Raw genomic sequence first — 20,858 nt, forward strand, 5'->3', positions numbered from 1 at the left:
AGTTTTATTTGGTTTCCATCCAATTGTCACCGGCTTTTATTTCTACCAAGAGAGGGATCGTCAAGGAGACAGCTTCTTCCATAGTCGTCTTGATTTTTGACTCTAGGGATGGCCATTCTTCCCTCGGTACTTCCAAGACTAATTCATCATGGACTTGCAGCAGTAATCTCGCTCGATAATTTTGCAGTACCTCGGCCAATTTTACCATCGCTACTTTAATAATATCAGCACTGGAACCCTGAATGGGCGCATTAGCGGCCGATCTTAATAATTGTGCTTCCTCGTTGTTGAGTTTGAGGCTATCTAAATCGATGTCATGTAAGGACAGTCCCCGCAGTCTTTTTAAGAGGGGATTATCGAAGTTAAAATAACGTCTTCTGCCCAAAATTGTTTCCACATATCCCTGAGCAATTGCTTGTTTTTTACTATTCTCTAAATACTCAAATACTTGGGCATAACGTTGATGATATTTTTCAATAAATTTTCTGCCCTGTTCTACGGTTAATTTCGATTCACGGGCGAATTTTTGCGCTCCCATGCCATAAATAACTCCGAAGTTAATTGTTTTTCCTAAACTGCGTTCTTCGGGGGTAATTTCCCCTTTATCAAAGAGCAATTGAGCGGTGACTTTATGAACATCTTGATTACTACGATACGCTTCTAATAAAACTGGTTCTTGACTGAGATGAGCGAGAATTCTTAACTCGATTTGTGAGTAGTCCGCTGACACCAATAAGTAACCATCTTCGGGGATAAAAGCTTGACGAATTCGCCTGGAAAATTCACTGCGAATGGGGATATTTTGTAGGTTAGGATTGGAGGATGATAAGCGTCCGGTGCTGGTGATGGTTTGATTAAAATCCGTATGCACTCTTGCGGTTTTTGGTTCGGCTAATTTCGGTAAAGCATCCACATAGGTGGATTTTAATTTAGATAAGGTGCGATGTTCAAGGATATAATCAATTAAGGGATGATCGCCTTGTAGTTTCTCTAAAACACTTTGATCGGTGGAGTAACCTGTTTTAGTTTTTCTGGATTTTTTGCGGTTGAGTGCTAATCGATCAAAGAGGATTTCACTTAACTGTTTAGGAGAGCTAAGATTAAAAGTTTCTCCGATGGATTCATAAGCTTTTTTTTCTATGTCTGCTAGGTCTCTTTCTAGTTGCTGGGATAAGTTTTTTAGATAATTGATATTAATTTTTATACCATAATTTTCCATCTGCCACAGCACCATCACTAAGGGAGATTCTATTTCAGAGAATAATTGATACAAAGGGAGAATTTTAGTTAATTCTGCCTGTAATTTTTCTCGAAGTAAATAGGTAGCGTAGGCATCTAATCCGCAGTAGGTAGCAGTAGTGGCAATATCTAAATCAGCGATGGTTTTTCCCGTAGGAATACCGAGACTTTTATAACTAAGGGAAGTGATACCGTCTAAATAGCGATCGCACAAATCTTCGAGATTATGAGTTAGTTCGGGATGGAGGACATAACTAGCCACCATAGTATCAAAAACTAGACCTTTAACGGTAATTCCTTGATGATAAAAAACATCAATATCAAATTTCGCATTCTGGAAGACTTTCGGATAATTATCACTGGCTAAAATTGGGCGTAATTTTTCGAGAACTATCTCTAGATTTAAATTATCACCGCTCTGGTGGCCTATGGGAATATAGGCCATAGAATTTAATTCTTTTCCCCAACAGCAACCGATCCCGACTAATTTGGCTACACGAGGATTTAAATCCGTGGTTTCGGTGTCCCAAGCGACGGGAAAATGTGGATTAGTGAAAGTTGTTAATTTTGCCAGTAAAGCATCTAACTTAGGAATAGTATCAATAATGTCGGGAGCAATTAGAACCGGTGGAGAAATAGGGGGTAAATCAAACAGAGACAATTGATTAGAATCAGCATCGCTAGTTAATTCTAGGGTAGGAGTGCCACCTAGATGCTGTTGAATTTGATCGAGTTTCTGGAGAATTTTCTTTAACTCTAATTTTTCCAATAAAGGTTTAACTAAACGCCGATCAAAACCTCGGAGACGAAATTTATCCTCTTCGAGACTAACGGGGGCATCAAGGGCAATTTTGGCTAAATAGCGAGAACTTTCTGCGGCGAGTTTTCCCTCTAATAATTTAGTTTTTACCATTCCCTTAATCGATTCCAGATTGGTATATATATCCTCTAAGTTATCGTATTTTTTTAATAAATCTATCGCTGTTTTTTCGCCAATTCCGCGCACCCCGGGGATATTATCAGACTTATCACCGCAAAGAGCTTTAAAATCTACTACCTGTTTTGGTGTCACCCCTAACTTTTCCGTGACAGCTTGGGAATTAAATTCTGTATAACCCTGTCCTGATGTACTTTTTACCGCATTAATATCCAGATAGAGAACCGTGGTTTTTTTCTCCTCATCTACCAATTGGAATAAATCTCGATCGCCTGTTAAAATCTTAACAGTATAACCATGATCACCGGCTTGTTTTGCCAAAGTTCCTAAAACATCATCTGCTTCGTAACCGGGGGAAGTCACAATAGGAATATTCATCACTGTCAAGAGACTTTGCAGATTAGTTAAATCGGGGCGAAATTCTTCGGGAGTTTCTTGCCGATTAGCCTTATAATTGACATCAGCTTCATGGCGAAAAGAAGGGACTGCTAAATCAAAAGCAACTGCTAAATAAGTGGGTTTTTGAGTTTCTAGTAACTGCAGCAGAGAATTTAAAAACCCAAAACAAACACTGGTGGGAATGCCGCTAGAAGTACGCAGAGGACCAGAGCGAGACTTAGCAAAGGCATAATAGGCACGAAAAGCCAAAGAATGCCCATCGATCAGGATAAATAGCTTATTTTGCTCGCCACTGTTCATAATCTAGCCTCAAATTTGCGTGTTATTTCCATTTTAAGGATTACCGAGCCATTATTCAGCCATTAGCCTTGAATCGGCGATCGCTGATAACACCCTGTCAAAAAAAATATTTGCCAAAAAGCCAGCGTAAGGGTATTTTAATAATAATTTTAGATGAGTACTTTTCGATTACATGAGAATCCTAGTTACAGGCGGTGCGGGTTTTATTGGTTCCCATCTAATCGATCGCTTGATGGAACAGGGTCATGAAGTGATCTGTCTGGATAACTTCTACACGGGGACGCGCCGAAATATCGTTAAATGGCTAGGAAATCCTTATTTTGAGCTAATTCGTCACGATATCACCGAGCCGATCCGTTTAGAAGTCGATCAAATCTATCACCTGGCCTGTCCTGCTTCCCCAATCCACTATCAATATAATCCCGTCAAAACGATTAAAACCAATGTTTTAGGGACTATGTATATGCTGGGCCTAGCTAAACGGGTAAAAGCGCGATTTTTGCTCGCTTCTACCTCAGAAGTCTATGGCGATCCCGATGTGCATCCCCAAACGGAAGAATATCGAGGTAATGTCAACTGCATTGGACCGCGTTCCTGTTATGACGAGGGTAAAAGGGTGGCGGAAACCCTGGCTTTTGAGTATTATCGGGAGCATAAGGTCGATATCCGGGTGGCCCGGATTTTCAACACCTACGGCCCGCGAATGCTGGAAAACGATGGTCGAGTGGTGAGTAATTTCGTCGTGCAAGCTTTGCGCGGTGAACCCCTGACGGTTTATGGTCAAGGTTCCCAAACCCGCAGTTTTTGCTATGTTTCTGACCTGGTGGAAGGGTTAATGCGTTTGATGAATGGGGACTTTATCGGGCCAGTTAATCTCGGCAATCCCGACGAATACACAATTCTGGAATTAGCGCAAGTGATCCAAGGCATGATTAATCCCGAGGCCGAATTGGTCTATAAACCACTGCCGGAAGATGATCCCAAGCAACGACAACCAGATATCACTCGTGCTAAAACCTATCTGGATTGGAGTCCAACTATTCCTCTAAGTCAGGGTTTAAAAATGACGATCGAGGATTTCCGTTCTCGTCTCAGCTAATCCCTAATCAATAAATTTAACTTAATTGTCACTGGAGTAATTATCATGCGTGTTTGTGTTATCGGAACCGGTTATGTGGGTTTAGTCACGGGGGTTTGCCTAGCACATATCGGCCATCATGTCATCTGTATTGACAACAATGAAGAAAAAGTCAAATTGATGAAATCGGGACAATCTCCCATCTATGAACCGGGGTTATCAGAATTAATGCAGTCTTCGGCAGCCTCTGGCAATCTGGAATTCTCCACGGACCTAGAAGCGGGAGTTAAACACGGTGAAATTCTCTTTATCGCTGTTGGTACACCTGCACTACCCACGGGAGAAAGTGACACTCGTTATGTGGAAGCGGTGGCCCGGGGTATTGGGGCCCATCTCAACGGTGGTTATAAAGTAATCGTCAATAAATCGACCGTTCCCATCGGTTCTGGGGATTGGGTACGGATGATCGTCCTCGATGGCGTGGCCGAAAGACAAAAAAATCTCGTAGCTGCGGTTGGCGGTATTAGTACACTAGAACGCATCGAAGCGGATTTCGATGTGGTCAGCAATCCCGAATTTTTACGCGAAGGTTCGGCAGTTTATGATACTTTTAACCCCGATCGCATTGTTTTAGGCAGTAATAACCCGAAAGCCATTGAAATGATGAAGGAATTGTACGCTCCTTTGGTTAAACGCCAATTCGCTGACGATCCCTCCTTGCCTCCCGTTCCCGTGGTGGTTACGGATCTCAGTTCGGCGGAAATGATTAAATACGCCGCTAATGCCTTCCTAGCCACCAAAATTAGCTTTATTAACGAAGTAGCTAATATCTGCGATCGCGTCGGGGCCGATGTCACCCAAGTGGCTAAAGGTATCGGTTTAGATTCCCGTATCGGCAGCAAGTTCCTCTCGGCCGGGATCGGTTGGGGGGGTTCCTGTTTCCCCAAAGATGTGTCGGCTTTGGTACATACCGCAGAAGACTACGGTTACGAAACGGAATTACTTAACGCCGCTATCAATGTTAACAAACGTCAACGGACAATTGCGATCGAAAAACTGCAACAGGAATTAAAAATCCTCAAGGGTAAAACCGTCGGTTTGTTGGGATTAACTTTTAAACCCGATACCGATGATATGCGCGATGCTCCGGCTTTAACCATGATCGAACAGTTAAATCGTTTAGGTGCTAAGGTAAAAGCTTATGATCCGATCGTTTCCCAAAGTGGTTTAAGTCACGGTTTAAGCGGTGTGATTATCGAATCGGATCCAGAAAGATTGGCCGATGGTTGTGACGCTTTGGTGGTGGTGACGGAATGGCAAGAATTTCTCCGTCTCGACTACGGCAAAATGGTTAAAACCATGCGCGAACCCGTGTTAATTGATGGTCGCAATTTCCTCGATCCTGCGGTGGTGACAGCAGCCGGTTTCCGTTACCTCGGTATTGGCCGTTAATCCCAGGAATCCGCCTTTTCAGCAGGAATGACGCGGTTGGGGAAGGGACAATAAGCACCAACCCTTACCCCTGCTCTTAGGGGCGAAAACTGCCCGATTATGCCAGCTGAAAACCCAAAAATTCCTAGCTAACCATAGGGTTATTGGCTATAGTTACATGATGTGAACGGGGCTACTAGAATCCGGGGGCGATAGGTAGAATTGAATTGAGAAACTAGAAATCAGTTTTAGCAATACCTATGGTTAGCTCTGTTCAATACCGCTACACTAACGAACAAGTTAGGGACTGGTTACGGGGATTACTGACAATTGCCTGGTGTGATGGGGATTATAGCACCAGCGAACAGGAATCGATCGCCCGTTTCGCTCACGAATTAGAATTAGATGACGACCACGTTCTCTATCAGTCGATTAGTCCCGAAGAATTGGCCGCAAGTTTCGGTCATGACCCCAAAATATCAGAAAACTTCCTCCGCACGGCGGTTATGGTAGCGATCGCCGATGGCATTTATTCCCCCGCAGAAGCGCAATTACTGCGTAGTTATCGGGATGCTTTCGGGTTAGAAATCGAGGCCCTGTCAGCTTTAGAACATACTATCTGTGAAATTCCCGAAATTACCACAGAAGCGAATAAATCCGAGTTTATCAGTGCCGAACATCCCCACCCGGATCTGCTGCATCCCCTCAAAGACTGGTTAGATGGGGTGGAAATGCACGATCCGCGCTTGGCCCGGTTTATCTGCAAAATGGTGCCGCCTCAATGTCCTTTTGAACGCGATATCGTGCTGTTTGGCCATAAATTAGTCCATATTCCGCCCCTGTGCAAGTTAAATCCTCTCTACGAGCAATTAGTCGGTTTACGCTTCCGGGCTTTATCATACTTAGCCGATGATTGTCAAGAGGATATTTCCGAGTATATTTAGCCAGTTTAACTAAAATTACCGCTAAAATGGTATAAATATCCTGCTGACAGAAAATATCTCAACCTAAGGGCTTTTCCTAGCTAATTCCTCCGTTAAAATTAGGTTAAGTCGCCGTTAAGAGAGAAACTATGAGTAAAAACTCCCGACGAGTCGATTTTCCTGATTTACCCGGGCTAAAAAACCTGCGATCCTATCAATGGCAGTGGCTGGGCCGAGATATACTCGCTGGTGTCACCGTGGCGGCCTACGCTATTCCCCAGTGTATGGCTTACGGCGACCTGGCCGGGGTCGATCCCGTGGTGGGATTATGGACTCTCGTGCCGGCCGCCCTAGTTTACGCCCTTTTCGGCTCCTCATCGCAACTATCCCTCGGACCAGAATCGACCACGGCAGTGATGACGGCGGCAGCGATCGCACCTATGGTGAGCCTTCAAGGAGAAAATTACGGCAGTTTAGCGGCTTTTTTAGCCCTAATGGTCGGTTTAATCTGTTTAGTTGGTTATATCGCCCGCTTGGGATTTCTAGCTAATTTACTCTCCAAACCGATCCTAATCGGTTATATGGCGGGAGTGGCGGTGATCATGATTGCCGGACAACTGGGTAAAATTAGTGGTTTGTCAATCGGTGAAAATACGGTTTTTAAAGAAATTTTAGCTTTTTTTCGGGGAATAAACCAATGGCACTGGCCAACCCTTAGCCTAGCTCTATTGCTGTTACTATTTCTATTTGTCATCCAAAAATATTTTCCCAAAGCACCGGGTCCCTTGCTGGCGGTTTTACTGGGAACCCTCGCCGTCGCCACCCTCCATCTCGATCAAGAGGGGGTGGCAGTAGTGGGGAAAATTAGCAAAACTTTGCCTAATTTTGGCTTACCAACCCTAGATTTTTCCCAATTACTACCCCTAGTGACCGCAGCCGTCGGCATTGCCCTGGTGGGCTATTCCGATAACGTCTTGACCGCTAGAGCCTTCGCCAGACACCATAACCAAGAAATCGATGCCAATCAAGAATTTTTAGCCCTGGGACTGGGGAATCTGGCGGCGGGTTTTTGTCAGGGATTTCCCATCAGCAGCAGCGCCAGTCGCACCGCGGTGGGCGATTCCGTGGGCAGTAAAAGTCAGCTTTACTCCCTGGTGGTGGCAGTGGTGGTGGTGGCGGTCATTTTCCTGCTCGGTCCGATACTGGCACTCTTTCCCAAGGCCGCTTTGGGTGCGCTGGTGATTTATGCGGCCTGTAAACTGGTGGATATTGCCGGTGCTAAACGACTAAAAAGCTTTCGCAATAGTGAGTTTAATCTCGCTGTCCTGACCATGGTGGGGGTGCTAACCACGGGGATTTTAAGCGGGGTTGCCATCGCCATCGGTCTCTCGGTTATCGATTTATTGGCCCGCATTACTCGGCCTGATGATGCGGTCTTGGGTACGGTTCCGGGGGTGATGGGTTTACACGCACTCCAGGATTGGCCGGAAGCGCAAACAATACCGGGGTTGGTTATCTATCGTTACGATGCCCCCTTATTTTTTGCTAATGCGGCCGACTTTAAACGTCGCGCTCTCAGTGCCATTGCCCGGGAGACGAAACCGGTAGAATGGTTTGTCTTGAATACGGAGGCCCTTGGGGAATTGGATAGTACAGCAGTGGAGATTCTTGAGGAATTAGCAGCAGAATTATCAAGACAGGGTATAGTTTTCGCCCTCGCTAGGGTTAAACACGATCTGTACTTAGAATTGCAACGTTCCCGCTTGTTAGATAAAATTAGCGAGGAGAGGATTTACTATACTTTGCCGGCGGCGATCGAAGCTTTTAAAAATCGTTGACTGATACTAAATCATTAGGGGTCGAGAAGGTCATCGCCGACCTCCCCTCCCATAAAGAACCTACCCGTGCATAGTTTTCGGACTTTATTGAAATTAGCTGATAGAGTTGTCTAAGTTGGGCTTCCGTCGGTTGCATTTAGTCATTATCGGCTTGATTTTAGATTATTGTTCATTTTAGTATTATTAATCGAAAGCCACTTCCCTAACCTATTTAGGGTCTGCTGAATAAAGGTGAAATGTAGGCAAGGTAAGGGTTTTGTGGCTTTTCTCGCGAAACAGGTGCAAGATTTTGAGAGAATCGTGCTTCAAAACCTTGCGTCTTCATCGGCCCGCCGAGGGGGTGGAACGAACCACAAAGACACAAAGGACACAAAGATCGATCATATAGTAAGTTAAACTCATCACACAGAACCTAGAAGAGCCAATCTACGGTTTCACCGATAGGTTATTGCCCGAATGCTTCGCCCGTACTTTGTCAGCAAACCCTATTTAGCATCAGTTTAACCCATTTTTCAAGAATCTAGGCTAGAATATGAAGACAAGACGCATTGCTCTGGGTTAATCTACTCTGTAGAAGCTAAGAAGGTAATCAAAATGGCTAAATATTCGCCTCTTATCAATGTATCTCCTGAAACTATGAGTGGTGTTCCTGTTTTTTCAGGTACTAGAGTTCCGATACAAACACTTTTTGATTATCTTAAAGCAGGAGAATCAATTGATGATTTTTTAGAGGGTTTTCCGACGGTAACAAGAGAACGAGTTATTAGCTTACTTGCAGAATTTGAAAAAGAGCTTATTGATAGGGTAGCGTGAAATGAGGCTTTTTTTAGATGAATGTATTGACCGAAGATTAATGAGGGAGTTTACAGGTTATAATATCAAAACTGTTCCGCAAATGGGATGGACTGGGATCAAGAATGGTCAACTGTTAGGTTTAGCTTCACAAGAATTTGATATTTTTATTACAGTGGATAACAATTTGCCATTTGAGCAAAATTTACCGCAGTTTAATCTAGCTATTATTATTTTACAATCACAATCAAATCGTTTGGTTCCTAAAGTTTTAGAAGTTTTGGCAACAGTAACAAAAGGAACAGCAACAGTAGTAAGTTTATAACAACCTATTTAAAATGAATTTAAGCCATTTTTCAAGAGTCTGGGCTAAGATATTAAGGCTACCGACTTGGGAAGATTATTCCAAGAACTATCCCTAGTAAGATAAACACAATAAATCCAATCAAAAATGCAGGTATTGGCTCACCCATAATAGCCAACAAGGTAGCTAAAGCTATGCAAAAACATAAGTTTAAGACATTCAAGATCAATAGTATGGCATAGAACGAGTTAGTTAGGACGCTTTCAATTTTCAAACTCTTATCGGTCAAGGGTTTCAGCGATTGATTGTCCTAACCACCCCGCTCTTTGCTATAGTTTATTTTTCATTTTTCCCTTAAACCTAAATCGTCTAATGGCGATAGGGTTTTCTCTTGCATCCCCAGAGACATGAAAAGTGAAGTATTGCGAGAAGTTCTGTTGACCAGATGTCTAGAATCTTAAATAACAGTCGCACTACTCTCTTCTAAAACAATACGGCCCGCCATATGTACATTTTCGGCAGTCATAAATTTTTCCATCTTTACCACGCACTATATAATAAGTACATTTGCTGTCTGGTCCTGTTGATGGAGCAATATACACCGGGTCTACAGGTTGCTGTACCAACAAAATAGTTTCGGTATTAGCAAAAGTTTGATTTGTTGACACGTCTAAACACAATATGTTTTTAGTTTGTACATTATCAGGAGTAGAAGCTTTTGCTTGGTTAATAGGAGACATGACCAATAAAAATGCTGAAGCTGTTACGAGAATACTTTTCATGTGATTTTTACCAAATTGAGCGATAAGTTTGATTTGACTTTGAGGTTAAAAACATTTTGAGATACACCCGATTAATGGACTGGCATTACCGACATCTTCTATTATATTCTTGATATCTCCGTTCAGAGGCGGCATAATTTCCCGATGCCCTAGCTGCATAATGTGGTATATTAACTTGAGTCGCCCAATAATCTCCATTTTTCGTGAGTTGATTGGCCTCTTGAATTAATCCTTGACAAGAAAGCCTATAAATTCTTTGCCAGTCTTCAGCTATCATTTGCTGTATTAGCTGGCCAGCTTCCCCCTCCATACTGTTTAATTCTCTCAACAATTGCTGAACTTCACTACTTTGTGCGTTAGAATTAGTTACCCATACTGTAAACTGGAGGATTGAAAAAAACCCTGCTAAAGTCAACACACTGATTGATTTTTTTGTTGGATAGAGCATAATTTTATTTCCTGAAAATTTGACACAACTAACAAGCCACACTACCGACAATGTATCAACCAGTTAAAATTATTTCAAGACGGAAAAAAACGGATATTGTCGGAGGTTTTGTTAACTATGTTTACAAATATCGGAAAATAACGGATAATGACGGTATTATGTCCCCAAATCTTAACATTACTCCCATGGATACCCAAGAAGTCTTCTCACTTATTGATAATCTGGTTTTTGGCCACACGGGAAAGCATCTCGATACATTGCAATTAGGGATTTTAAAGAACGTTTTTGATGGTCAGAAATATGCAAAAATAGCAGAAGAATATAATTGTTCTGAAGGTCATGCCAGAGATAAAGCCTATGAACTTTGGCGCATTCTTTCGGAAGTGTTAGGGGAAGAATTAAATAAATCAACTGTTCGATCAGCAATTGAAAGGTTAATTGTCAGCAATAGTATTAATAATTTGGGTAATAAATCTGTAAAAATTGATCAGGTTACTTTCTGTCATAACCCTTCTAATAATCGAGAAATAGAAAATTATCATATTTATAAAACTGAAAACAATGTTATTAAAGCAAAACTAGAAACTGTTCCCAAACTAATAGGATTAGGATTAACGATCGAACAAATTGCTCAAGCTCTTGATTTAGATATACAATTAATTTTAGATAGTCTCAAACCAGAGTAACTTTGATAATTTTATCAAGATATGAATGTCAAGCTGCTTTGATCCACAATTGACAAGGATAGGGAAATGGGGTTCTTTTGGATTTGGTGGGTAAAATGTATTCTAAGATACAGTCTTGCGGGCGAGGGAGTCGAAGGAACCACAGAGACACAGAGGACACAAAGATCGATCGCTACTATATAAGTTAAACTTATCACACAAAGTTGAGAAGAGCCTTATTTTCGCTTGATCGCTCCAGCATTTATGCTAAATTTACCTCGCCCACTTCAGTCTGTTAAACTCAACTGTTCATAGCTCTGAAAATTTCACGAACAGAGATTTTTTCGAGCCAACAACCTATAAAAAAGTTGTCTAGCCGTAATTCCTATAATTCAATTACAGCTGCTATTAATTTCCAGCAGGGAGCTTCTCCTTCCCAATTTGCCGAAGAGATCCAAGGCAGACTAAGACTGACGGTAACAAAACAGTTTTGCTGAGGTTGATAGCCTGTATTTAATTTCTCGACAAATACGGGATCAGTTATCTTTGCTTCTGTCAAACTGTTACCATTCGCTGTTGTAATTGTGCCACGCCACTCAAAATTTCCTTTTGAATTTTCTTTTTGATATACTCTAAAACTCTGCACTTGAATCAACTGGAGAGTATAACGTTGATTGAAATTAAGGTTTTTCAAATAAGAAGGATTAACATATTTAATTGAATTGTGCAGTATTTTTGTTGGGGTTCTACAATACTTTCCCAAATTATTGATATTGAATCTACCTACACATTTCCACTCACCGGGTAAAACGGAAAAATTTTCCGATTCAAACCCAAAATCATTGCCAGTATCAGCCAGGGGAATTTCGAGAATATCTAAAACTTTTGGTTCTTTACCAGAAATTAGTCTAACTGCTCGTGGAACCCTGCCATCTTCTGGATAAAGAGAATCACACACAGGACGAACCCAATTTCCTGAACCAATATCAATTCCAGCGATACAGCGTTCATTTAATTTCCATGAATTAGCAAGACAGACAATTTTTTTCAGAGATGACATATATTGACATTCCCCCATTTCTCCTTTAAATATTCGGCCACTAAACGACGGTGACAATTATGAGGTTTTGCCTCACTACAGAGTAAACAAGCGTTATTAATTACATCTGGAGAAACTTTTGTTTCAATCCTCCGGCTACTAATAAGTTGTCTAAATTTTTGTTCGTATATTGTCCAATCAACTTTTTTCTTTTTATATTCATCAAGAATATCTTGAGTTGGAGCTAAGTCTAAAACATGAACATAGTCAATGCCACCGATGACTTTTAAAAAATATTCTAGGTCAGCTTTTTTACTAAATCCTGCTAATTGGGAAACATTATTTAAACGAGTATCTATAACTCTCTTAACACCAGCTTTTTGTAAGTCATCAAAGAACTTCTGTGCAGTCTTTTGAGTAAAGCCAATTGTAAAGAGATTGATTGTCCTGTTCATCATAATTACCACTTGTTTCTATATAAGCAATTGCATCACCCTGAAGCTTATAAGCTTTCTCCAAACATTCTGCTTTTGTGAGAAGATTGCTATTTGGCTCGACAAATAAAGAAAGCTGAATTTCTTTTTGACTACTGGCTGAAAAATCGGTCAAACTATGTTTGAACAGCATTCTTTCTTCCAAATGGTCATGAGATTCCAAGTCACCATTTTTTAGAATATGATAAATATCTAAATCGCAATGACGTAGATGTTGACAAACCAGAATCGCTCTATGACATTCAATCGGGTCTTTCTCCGCACACATAAGGGCAATTCGATGTTTTTTCACTCCCTGTAAAATTCGTTCAATTCCATGATTAAAATCAGATGTTTTAGCAATTTTTTCGTATAAAGCCTTACCATTGACATAACATTCTTCGCTGCTCGGTCTGGCTCCTAATTCTTTGCCCAAAAACACATAGTAAATGCCTTCACTTTTTAAAGCATTTGACAATATTGACTGATTAAAATGCTTGAGAAATCGGCTATAAGGATGAGAACGAACATCAGCAAGGGCAGTTATATTATGCTTCTTAAGTAGAAGCATAAATGAGGCAATTTCGTGATTAGAGTGACCGATGGTGAATAACTGCATCAATATTATTATTCCTTCGATGAAAGCCTACAATAATCATTGTAGATCAACGATTGCCTAGAGAGGGGAACAGACCATCGGGCTAGAAGTGACTCTATAGGCAGAATATCCCAACTTTTAACCCTGATTATCGGTCAGGGGTCGATGTTTCTCGATCAAATCGATCGCCTGGGTGACACTTTCCGGGAAAATTACCACTAAACCACCCTCGGAAACCGTGCTTAAAGCCTTCTCTAAAGCTTCCGTTTCATCGAGAATAACTTCTGGTCGCAAACTGGCATTTTCTTGGCTAATTCCCCGGAGAATTAAATCGGCCACTTCTCCTCGGCGGCGACCGCGAGTATCGTTATCTTCCTTAACAATAATTCGATCGAACATTTGGGCCGATAATTTCCCTAATAAAATTAAATCATCATCGCGTCGATCGCCCGGCCCCCCAACCACGCCGACTTTTTCCCCGGACCAATTGCCGACAAAACCGCCGACGGCTTCGTATCCGGCGGGATTATGGGCATAATCGATTAAAGCGTGATGGTGTCCCAAGTCAAACAGGTTCATCCTGCCGGGGGTCTGGGCCACGGAAGGTTTAAAAGTCCGCACCCCTTGGCGAATTAACTCGATATCGATACCCTGCACAAAAGTGGCTAAACAGGCGGCCAGGGCGTTAGCAATCATAAAAGGAGCCATTCCCTGCATAGTCACGGGAATATTGACCGCTTCCTCGATTCTCAGCGTCCATTCTCCCTCTAGAATCGACAGATAGCCATTCTCATAGATGGCGGCCATGCCACCGCGACGGATATGGTCGTGAATAATCGGGTTATCGGGACTCATGGAAAAATAAGCGACTCTTCCCTTGACTTTTTCGGCCATACTAGCGGTCAAGGGGTCATCGGCATTTAAAACCGCGTAACCCTCGGCGCTAACCACCTCGGCCACAACGCTTTTTACCTTCGCCATTTGTTCGATGGTGTCGATATCGCCGATACCCAAATGGTCGGCGGCCACATTTAACACCACTCCCACATCGCACTGATTAAAAGCTAAACCCGATCGCAGGATACCACCCCGGGCCGTTTCTAGCACGGCAATCTCCACCGTGGGATCCTTCAAAATCATACTGGCACTGTAGGGACCGGTGTTATCGCCCTTTTCTACCAGATAATCATCGATATATACGCCGTCCGTCGTGGTAAATCCGACTACTTTCCCCGTTTGCCGGCAAATATGAGAGATTAAGCGGCTAGTGGTGGTTTTGCCGTTAGTTCCCGTAATCGCCAGAATTGGCACGCGACTGGGAGTACCGGGGGGGAATAACATATCGATAACTGGAGCGGCGATATTGCGGGGTAAACCGCGACTGGGGGCGACGTGCATCCGAAAACCGGGAGCGGCGTTGACTTCTACGATTACCCCGTCCACTTCTTTCAGGGGTTTGCGGATATCATCTGTGACCACATCGATCCCGGCAATGTCTAAACCGATTAATTTTGCCACTCTTTGGGCGATCCAGACGTTTTCGGGGTGAATTTCGTCGGTACGATCCACGGCGATGCCGCCGGTGCTTAAATTAGCGGTGGCCCGCAGATAGGCGATTGCACCTTGGGGTAAAATGCTGGTTAATTCATAGCCCTGTTTCTCTAGCACATTAAGGGCGGTTTTGTCAATAGTTATTTTAGTTAAAACGTTGGCATGACCGTCACCCCGGTTGGGATCTTGATTAGTAATTTCGATTAATTCTTCTATAGTTGAGCGCCCATCACCGACGACGTGAGCGGGAATCCGTTCGGCCACGGCGGCAACTTTGCCATTTATGACTAAAATTCGGTGATCACTGCCTTTATAGTATCTTTCTACGATCACGCTGCGGGTTTTCGAGGCGGCACTGGCTAGATCATAGGCTTCCTCTGCTTCCTGTTGAGTTTTAACATCGATGCTGATGCCCCGGCCGTGGTTGCCATCGAGGGGTTTAATCACGATGGGAAACCCTCCCACTTCCTCGATTGCCGCTGACAACTCATCCAAGTATTGAATCACCGTACCCCGGGGGACTGGAATCCCACCATCCTTGAGGATAGTTTTTGTGCCTTCCTTGTCACAGGCCAACTCAACGGCTAAAATCCCCGAAAAACTGCTTAAAGTGGCTTGAATGCGCTTTTGGTGAACGCCATAGCCCAATTGCACCATGGCACGAGCGCTCAGGAGTAACCAGGGGATATTTCTAGCTTGTGCTTCTTTGACGATGGTTTCTGTACTCGGACCGAGGGAGGCATTATTGCATAAATCGCGTAAATCGGCTAAATCTTGGGCTAATTCTTGCTTAGGATAGGTTCCCGTATCGACAATCGATTGACACAACCGCACGGCAGCCCGACCCGCATAACGTCCCGCTTGCTCCTCAACGTATTCAAACACCACGTTATAGACTCCGGGGGTGGAGGTGCCTCTCGTGCGACCAAACCCGACGGGAGTTCCTGCCAATTCCTGCAATTCTAGGGCGATATGTTCAATGATGTGGCCCATATAAGTGCCAGTGCGGACTCGTTCAAAGAAACCACCGCGATAACCGGGGGAGCAGTAATGTTCGACTAAACTGGGGAGAACGTCGATTAATCCCTCGTAAAAGCCTGGGATTTCATTCGATGGCTTCTCTGCGAGATCTTCGAGATCTAGACGCATAACAATGAGCTTGTCGCGACGAATACTCCAGTAGTTGGGACCGCGCAGGGTTTGGGTTCTGAGAATTTTCATGATATAGCTGATGTTCGCTGTTGAGAAGCACAAAGAAGCCGTTGTTTATTGTCTGGTTTTCCGAGATGGGTAAACTGTTCATCGTGAACAGTTTTTCAGGAGTTTTTTTACCCCAATTTAGGGATCACTTGCTGTTTTTTGAGATGATAGCCATCACCGTAGGCAAGAATATGTACCCGCAGATTATGCAGACTCAGAGGTTCGTTTGCGGTGACGTGATGGTGGTTGGTGTGGGACATTTCCCTAGCATCAATTACCGTTACTGTACCGCAGCCGATTACCGTCATCGTGCCATCCCGTTCAAACATAGCGCAGGTATCCTCATCGATGCCAATTCCTAAACGTTCGGGATAACCAGAGATAGCGCTCATTAACCGAGCCATGCGGTTGCGATTGTGGAAGTGTTGATCGACAATGACTTCAGGAATGAGACCTAATCCCATGGCCATATCCACTAAGGCCCGATTAGGTGCTTCCCCGCTGCTGCCCCCAGCAATCATGTGATGACCCATAACGGCGGCCCCGGCGCTAGTTCCAGCTAGGGTTAATTCTCCCTGTTGCACTCTTTGTCTGATTCTTTCCATCAGGGGAGTATCGGAGAGCAAACCGCATAAACGCAGCTGGTCGCCTCCGGTCATAAATACACCTGTACATTCTTCGATGTAGGCCTGGAATTGGGGGTCTTCTCCCTGTACGCGATCACGAATATCGATAACTTTGACGTATTTTGCCCCCATTTCCTCGAAAATCTTCTGATAGCGATCGCCGATTAAAACTGGTTCTCTGGAAGCGGAGGGAACAATAGCGATCACTGCTTCGCTACCCCCAGCGCGATTCCAAAAGGTGTGCAGTATCTCTTTACCGTGGACTTTATCCTCGGCACCTCCAATGACTAAAATCGCCGTTTTGAGAGATATGGGGGCAGGATTTTCGTGGTGTTGGGTTTCTAGCTCGATGATCATGTCACTGAACGAATAGACATTTTTAGGGATGGAAGGTTTTTCGGGAAGATGGACAAGTATCTTGATGTTATTTTCCCTGAACGGTTGACGGAAAAAAATGCGGTTTGGGGATATTTTTCGGGACATCAAGCAATAGTAGAGGCGATTTTAGCAATTTTCTTCGATCCACTGGCAATCACGGACTTTTAGTTAACTTTAAGTCTAGGCTAGACTTCGATCACTCAAGCTAGAGCCAGAAAAACCCCTAGACAGTACAGCATAGTCTATCATGTTATTGAGATAGACTATCGCAAAATTAGCAAGATTTTAACCGATCGAGCCGTGACAAAATGATACATTAAACACTATTCCAGTCTAGGCCTTAATTTTTCCCGTGCAGTTTGACATTGTTACTCTCTTTCCCGATTTTTTTACTTCACCGCTGCAGTCGGGGTTGTTGGCAAAAGCTCTCGAACGCGACATCGCTAGGGTAAATTTGGTCAATCTCCGGGATTTTGCCCACGATAAACACCGTCGCGTCGATGATGAACCCTACGGTGGTGGTGTGGGAATGTTATTAAAACCAGAGCCAATTTTTGAGGCGATCGAGTCTTTAGAAATTTTACCACCCCGGGAGATCGTGCTGATGACTCCCCAGGGGGAACCTCTCAATCAAGCTTTACTGAAAACTTGGGCCAGTAGTTATCAGCAGTTAATTCTCATCTGTGGGCATTATGAAGGGGTAGATGAGCGGGTTTGTGAGCATTTGGTGACTAAAGAGGTATCTTTAGGGGATTTTGTCCTAACTTGTGGGGAAATTCCTGCTTTAGCGATTATTAACGGGGTGACCCGGTTGTTACCCGGTACAGTAGGTAAGGCGGAATCGTTGAAATTGGAGAGTTTTGAGGCGGGTTTATTGGATTATCCCCAATATACCCGGCCCCCAGTCTTTCGCGGTTGGCAAGTGCCGCCGGTTTTGCGATCGGGTAATCATCAGGATATCGCTGATTGGCGCTATCAACAACAACTCGATCGCACGAAGGAGCGTCGTCCAGATCTCTGGCAAAAATGGCTAGAGGAAGGGGATTAATCCCCAAAAATGCTCGCGTGGGAATTATGAATTATGAATTATGAATTATGAATTATGAATTATGAATTATGAATTATGAATTATGAATTATGAATTATGAATTATGGCTCTTCTGGTTTCTAGACTTTGATGGCAACGTTTCCAATCCACTTTCGGCATTTTAGGTCTCTTTTTCGTTCCCAGTCTCTAGAGTCTATCTGCTCTTGCCAAAAAATTCTAGTTCTCTAGCTGGTGGGGGTTTAATAGGCGCAACCATAGACAAAAGGTTATATAAATTCAACTAATCATTTACTTGAGTAATTGGTATTTTACAAATCGCTGAAAGCAAGTCACCATAGGAATTAAGCAAATGCAGTTCCGAATCAAATCCTGTGGGAGATAGAAATTATGGTGGCTTTAATCACTCCAAAACCCGCTAAAACCAGCCGTTTAACCACACAAATCCAAGAAATCGCCGAAAATACTTTTACCTTACGCTGTTTGGATTGGGACCGCGATCGTTTTGATATCGAGTTTGGTTTAGAAAACGGTACGACTTATAACTCTTTTGTTATTCAAGGGGAAAAAACCGCCCTAATTGATACATCTCACCGCAAATTTGATCGCCTTTATCTGGATGAATTAACTAAACTAATCAACATCAATCATCTTGATTATTTAATTATCAGTCACACCGAACCCGACCACAGTGGTTTAGTCAAAGAAGTTTTGGAATTAGTCCCAGAAGTTACCGTGGTGGGGGCAAAAGTTGCCATGCAATTCCTCGAAAACATGGTACACAGACCCTTTAAACAGTTAATCGTTAAAAGTGGTGATACTTTAGACTTAGGTAATGGTCATGTTTTAGAATTTGTTTCAGCCCCTAATCTTCATTGGCCTGATACTATCTTCACTTTTGATGCTAAAACTGCCACCCTTTTTACCTGTGATGCCTTCGGAATGCACTTTTGTGATGATCAAACCTATGATCTAGAAAAAGACCTGCTAGAAGCCGATTTTCAAACCTATTATGACTGTCTGATGCGACCGAATGCTCGTTCAGTTTTAGGGGCAATTAAAAGAATCGAGAAATTCGAGATTAATCTCATTGCCACCGGTCACGGTCCCCTATTAAAACACCATATTTCTGATTGGGTGGGACGCTATCAAGCTTGGAGTCAAGAACAAACTTCTGCCGATACTTTAGTGGCTATATTCTTTACCCAAGATTACGGACAAAGCGAACATTTAGCTACTATGATTAGTCAGGGTTTGACTAAAACTGATGTGGTGACAGAATTAGTCGACATGAATAATGCTGATCCCCACGAAGTCAGAGAATTAATCAATCAGTCTAAAGGAGTTGTCATCGGAATGCCTCCCCAATCTTCCCCGATTAACCAGACGATTTTAAGCACGATTCTTGCTTCGGTCAATGGCAAACAAGCGGTAGGATTATTTGAGTCAGGAGGTGGGGAAGATGAACCAATTTTTCCCTTAAGAAATAAATTACAGGAAATGGTCGTGATCGAAGCTTTTCCTCCTCTTTTAGTTAAAGATAATACCAATCAATCCCTCGATTTTATTGCCGATGAAGCAGGAACCGACCTCGGCCAATGGTTAAGCCGAGAAAAAACGATTAAACAAATTAAGTCGATTAACAACGACTTAGAAAAGGCTTTAGGCCGTATTAGTACCGGATTGTATCTAATTACTTCCCAAAAAGCCGATTTATCCAGTGCCATGATTGCCTCTTGGGTGACACAAGCAAGTTTAAATCCTTTAGGTGTGGCGATTGCAGTGGCCAAAGATCGGGCAATGGTATCATTTTTACAGCCTAGCGATACCTTTGTTTTAAATGTTTTGGCTGAGGATAATTACCAGAAATTAATGAAACATTTCCTCAAGCGTTTCTCTCCCGGTGCCAATCGTTTTGAAGGCATTAAAACCTATACTGCCAATAATGGATCACCAATTTTAGCCGATGCCTTAGCTTACATAGAATGTGAAGTCACCAGTCGTTTAGATTGCGGCGATCATTGGGTAGTTTATTGTACCGTTAATAGTGGACGAGTTGCCCGTTTAGATGTCTTAACTGCTGTCCATCATCGCAAAGTTGGCAACCATTATTAACAGTTATCAGTTATCAGTTATCAGTTATCAGTTATCAGATTTAAGTTTTCAGTGGATAGTGTTAAGTAGGAAGTTGCCGCTTTATTTTCACTGATTACTGTTTACTGCTCACTGATAACTGAAACATCCAATTCTATCAATCTTAGGAGGAATAAAATGTACGAACCAATTAAAAAACCTTCCCCAATGATGGTGCGGGTAGTGCAAGTCTTAGAAATGATTCAAGATTTAATTGTCATTTCTCTCTGTATTGGTTTATTTAGCTTCATGGTGTTAGAAGTCAGAGAAATGTTTATGTCGCTGCTGCCACCGATTCAATTTCGGATTATTACCGCCGATATTTTATTCCTCTTAATTCTAGTAGAATTGTTCCGATTGTTAATTATTTATTTGCAAGAAAAACGAGTTTCTATCGGTGTTGCCGTGGAAGTTTCTATCGTTTCGGTTTTGCGAGAATTAATTGTCAGAGGAGTCCTAGAAACTAATTGGACACAAGTATTAGCCGCCTGTGCTTTTCTAATAGTTCTCGGTACATTAATGGTGTTAAGAGTTTGGCTGCCTCCCACCTTTGAAGGTATCGATCCTGAACAAAAAGTTTCTGAACGTTATCGTCAACATTTAGTTAAAGAATTAACTGAAATAAACAGCAAAACTTAATCAGTTATCAGTTATCATTTATCAGTACAGCTAATAAACA

Annotated in this window: 20 protein-coding genes; 11 read left to right on the plus strand and 9 right to left on the minus strand. The window is 42.7% G+C overall.

Going from position 1 to position 20,858, the window contains the following annotated elements; genetic code table 11:
- Window positions 1–4 precede the first annotated feature (4 nt).
- A complete protein-coding gene (gene polA, locus LW728_RS08705; RefSeq protein ID WP_287766298.1) occupies window positions 5–2,875 on the minus strand; it encodes a DNA polymerase I in 2,871 nt (956 codons plus the stop codon).
- A gap of 172 nt (window positions 2,876–3,047) precedes the next feature.
- Here polA and LW728_RS08710 point away from each other — a divergent pair, with 172 nt between their 5' ends.
- The 6 genes from LW728_RS08710 to LW728_RS08735 all read left to right on the plus strand — a co-directional run bounded on the left by LW728_RS08710 (window position 3,048) and on the right by LW728_RS08735 (window position 9,262).
- The gene (locus LW728_RS08710) at window positions 3,048–3,974 is read left to right on the plus strand and encodes a UDP-glucuronic acid decarboxylase family protein (RefSeq protein WP_002804188.1); all 927 of its coding nucleotides are present in this window, start codon (window positions 3,048–3,050) and stop codon (window positions 3,972–3,974) included.
- 45 nt (window positions 3,975–4,019) lie between these two features.
- Entirely contained in the window at window positions 4,020–5,405 is a 1,386-nt protein-coding gene (locus LW728_RS08715) for a UDP-glucose dehydrogenase family protein (protein ID WP_287766300.1), read from the plus strand.
- Between the two features lie 239 nt (window positions 5,406–5,644).
- Window positions 5,645–6,328, plus strand: coding sequence for a Mo-dependent nitrogenase C-terminal domain-containing protein (locus LW728_RS08720; protein ID WP_002746178.1), 684 nt, complete (start codon window positions 5,645–5,647; stop codon window positions 6,326–6,328).
- Between the two features lie 128 nt (window positions 6,329–6,456).
- On the plus strand, window positions 6,457–8,145 hold the full coding sequence (locus LW728_RS08725; protein ID WP_287766303.1) for a SulP family inorganic anion transporter: 1,689 nt from the start codon (window positions 6,457–6,459) through the stop codon (window positions 8,143–8,145).
- A 594-nt stretch (window positions 8,146–8,739) separates the two neighbouring features.
- Window positions 8,740–8,958, plus strand: coding sequence for a DUF433 domain-containing protein (locus LW728_RS08730; protein ID WP_002794870.1), 219 nt, complete (start codon window positions 8,740–8,742; stop codon window positions 8,956–8,958).
- A gap of 1 nt (window position 8,959) precedes the next feature.
- Complete coding sequence (locus LW728_RS08735; RefSeq protein WP_287766306.1) at window positions 8,960–9,262, plus strand: DUF5615 family PIN-like protein; 303 nt, start codon at window positions 8,960–8,962, stop codon at window positions 9,260–9,262.
- A 452-nt stretch (window positions 9,263–9,714) separates the two neighbouring features.
- On the opposite strand, the gene LW728_RS08740 is transcribed toward LW728_RS08735, so the two are convergent.
- Window positions 9,715–10,023 carry a hypothetical protein gene (locus LW728_RS08740; RefSeq protein ID WP_287766308.1) on the minus strand — a complete coding sequence of 103 codons (309 nt, stop codon included), beginning with the start codon at window positions 10,021–10,023 and terminating at the stop codon, window positions 9,715–9,717.
- Between the two features lie 85 nt (window positions 10,024–10,108).
- Window positions 10,109–10,471 (minus strand): hypothetical protein, encoded by a 363-nt coding sequence (locus LW728_RS08745; RefSeq protein ID WP_287766310.1) that lies wholly within the window; start codon window positions 10,469–10,471, stop codon window positions 10,109–10,111.
- Window positions 10,472–10,656: 185 nt separating this feature from the next.
- On the opposite strand from LW728_RS08745, the gene LW728_RS08750 reads away from it, so the two are divergent.
- A complete protein-coding gene (locus tag LW728_RS08750; RefSeq protein WP_287766352.1) occupies window positions 10,657–11,157 on the plus strand; it encodes a helix-turn-helix domain-containing protein in 501 nt (166 codons plus the stop codon).
- 14 nt (window positions 11,158–11,171) lie between these two features.
- Here LW728_RS08750 and LW728_RS08755 read toward each other — a convergent pair whose 3' ends face one another.
- From LW728_RS08755 to LW728_RS08780, 6 genes are all read right to left on the minus strand, one after another.
- Entirely contained in the window at window positions 11,172–11,354 is a 183-nt protein-coding gene (locus LW728_RS08755; protein ID WP_287766312.1) for a hypothetical protein, read from the minus strand.
- Between the two features lie 167 nt (window positions 11,355–11,521).
- The gene (locus LW728_RS08760; RefSeq protein WP_287667583.1) at window positions 11,522–12,196 is read right to left on the minus strand and encodes a dual OB domain-containing protein; all 675 of its coding nucleotides are present in this window, start codon (window positions 12,194–12,196) and stop codon (window positions 11,522–11,524) included.
- Window positions 12,184–12,630 carry a DUF488 domain-containing protein gene (locus LW728_RS08765; RefSeq protein ID WP_024969514.1) on the minus strand — a complete coding sequence of 149 codons (447 nt, stop codon included), beginning with the start codon at window positions 12,628–12,630 and terminating at the stop codon, window positions 12,184–12,186. The genes LW728_RS08760 and LW728_RS08765 overlap by 13 nt, the downstream gene beginning before the upstream one ends.
- Window positions 12,566–13,267: a DUF488 domain-containing protein gene (locus tag LW728_RS08770; protein WP_287766314.1), complete on the minus strand. Its 702-nt coding sequence runs from the start codon at window positions 13,265–13,267 to the stop codon at window positions 12,566–12,568. Before LW728_RS08770 ends, LW728_RS08765 begins: the two co-directional genes overlap by 65 nt.
- Window positions 13,268–13,384: 117 nt before the next feature.
- Window positions 13,385–16,018 carry a cyanophycin synthetase gene (gene cphA, locus LW728_RS08775; protein ID WP_002804175.1) on the minus strand — a complete coding sequence of 878 codons (2,634 nt, stop codon included), beginning with the start codon at window positions 16,016–16,018 and terminating at the stop codon, window positions 13,385–13,387.
- 107 nt (window positions 16,019–16,125) lie between these two features.
- Window positions 16,126–16,980 carry a cyanophycinase gene (locus LW728_RS08780; protein ID WP_149976600.1) on the minus strand — a complete coding sequence of 285 codons (855 nt, stop codon included), beginning with the start codon at window positions 16,978–16,980 and terminating at the stop codon, window positions 16,126–16,128.
- Window positions 16,981–17,028: 48 nt separating this feature from the next.
- Here LW728_RS08780 and LW728_RS08785 point away from each other — a divergent pair, with 48 nt between their 5' ends.
- The 4 genes from LW728_RS08785 (at window position 17,029) to LW728_RS08800 (ending at window position 20,818) form a co-directional block, all read left to right on the plus strand.
- Window positions 17,029–17,169, plus strand: coding sequence for a hypothetical protein (locus LW728_RS08785; RefSeq protein WP_157404799.1), 141 nt, complete (start codon window positions 17,029–17,031; stop codon window positions 17,167–17,169).
- A 184-nt stretch (window positions 17,170–17,353) separates the two neighbouring features.
- Window positions 17,354–18,049, plus strand: a complete 696-nt coding sequence (gene trmD, locus LW728_RS08790) for a tRNA (guanosine(37)-N1)-methyltransferase TrmD (protein WP_002804174.1) — start codon at window positions 17,354–17,356, stop codon at window positions 18,047–18,049.
- 387 nt (window positions 18,050–18,436) lie between these two features.
- Window positions 18,437–20,161: a diflavin flavoprotein gene (locus LW728_RS08795; RefSeq protein ID WP_287766317.1), complete on the plus strand. Its 1,725-nt coding sequence runs from the start codon at window positions 18,437–18,439 to the stop codon at window positions 20,159–20,161.
- A 156-nt stretch (window positions 20,162–20,317) separates the two neighbouring features.
- Entirely contained in the window at window positions 20,318–20,818 is a 501-nt protein-coding gene (locus LW728_RS08800) for a phosphate-starvation-inducible PsiE family protein (RefSeq protein ID WP_002769278.1), read from the plus strand.
- Window positions 20,819–20,858 lie beyond the last annotated feature (40 nt).

The organism is Microcystis sp. 49638_E5 (assembly GCF_021300285.1).
Classification (GTDB): domain Bacteria; phylum Cyanobacteriota; class Cyanobacteriia; order Cyanobacteriales; family Microcystaceae; genus Microcystis; species Microcystis aeruginosa_C.

Bases quoted from the DNA above. Each gene is read 5' to 3' on its own strand.
- polA (WP_287766298.1), bottom strand. From the start codon at position 2,875: ATGAACAGTGGCGAGCAAAATAAGCTATTTATCCTGATCGATGGGCAT.
- LW728_RS08710 (WP_002804188.1), top strand. From the start codon at position 3,048: ATGAGAATCCTAGTTACAGGCGGTGCGGGTTTTATTGGTTCCCATCTA.
- LW728_RS08715 (WP_287766300.1), top strand. From the start codon at position 4,020: ATGCGTGTTTGTGTTATCGGAACCGGTTATGTGGGTTTAGTCACGGGG.
- LW728_RS08720 (WP_002746178.1), top strand. From the start codon at position 5,645: ATGGTTAGCTCTGTTCAATACCGCTACACTAACGAACAAGTTAGGGAC.
- LW728_RS08725 (WP_287766303.1), top strand. From the start codon at position 6,457: ATGAGTAAAAACTCCCGACGAGTCGATTTTCCTGATTTACCCGGGCTA.
- LW728_RS08730 (WP_002794870.1), top strand. From the start codon at position 8,740: ATGGCTAAATATTCGCCTCTTATCAATGTATCTCCTGAAACTATGAGT.
- LW728_RS08735 (WP_287766306.1), top strand. From the start codon at position 8,960: ATGAGGCTTTTTTTAGATGAATGTATTGACCGAAGATTAATGAGGGAG.
- LW728_RS08740 (WP_287766308.1), bottom strand. From the start codon at position 10,023: ATGAAAAGTATTCTCGTAACAGCTTCAGCATTTTTATTGGTCATGTCT.
- LW728_RS08745 (WP_287766310.1), bottom strand. From the start codon at position 10,471: ATGCTCTATCCAACAAAAAAATCAATCAGTGTGTTGACTTTAGCAGGG.
- LW728_RS08750 (WP_287766352.1), top strand. From the start codon at position 10,657: ATGGATACCCAAGAAGTCTTCTCACTTATTGATAATCTGGTTTTTGGC.
- LW728_RS08760 (WP_287667583.1), bottom strand. From the start codon at position 12,196: ATGTCATCTCTGAAAAAAATTGTCTGTCTTGCTAATTCATGGAAATTA.
- LW728_RS08765 (WP_024969514.1), bottom strand. From the start codon at position 12,630: ATGAACAGGACAATCAATCTCTTTACAATTGGCTTTACTCAAAAGACT.
- LW728_RS08770 (WP_287766314.1), bottom strand. From the start codon at position 13,267: ATGCAGTTATTCACCATCGGTCACTCTAATCACGAAATTGCCTCATTT.
- cphA (WP_002804175.1), bottom strand. From the start codon at position 16,018: ATGAAAATTCTCAGAACCCAAACCCTGCGCGGTCCCAACTACTGGAGT.
- LW728_RS08780 (WP_149976600.1), bottom strand. From the start codon at position 16,980: ATGATCATCGAGCTAGAAACCCAACACCACGAAAATCCTGCCCCCATA.
- LW728_RS08785 (WP_157404799.1), top strand. From the start codon at position 17,029: ATGGACAAGTATCTTGATGTTATTTTCCCTGAACGGTTGACGGAAAAA.
- LW728_RS08795 (WP_287766317.1), top strand. From the start codon at position 18,437: ATGGTGGCTTTAATCACTCCAAAACCCGCTAAAACCAGCCGTTTAACC.
- LW728_RS08800 (WP_002769278.1), top strand. From the start codon at position 20,318: ATGTACGAACCAATTAAAAAACCTTCCCCAATGATGGTGCGGGTAGTG.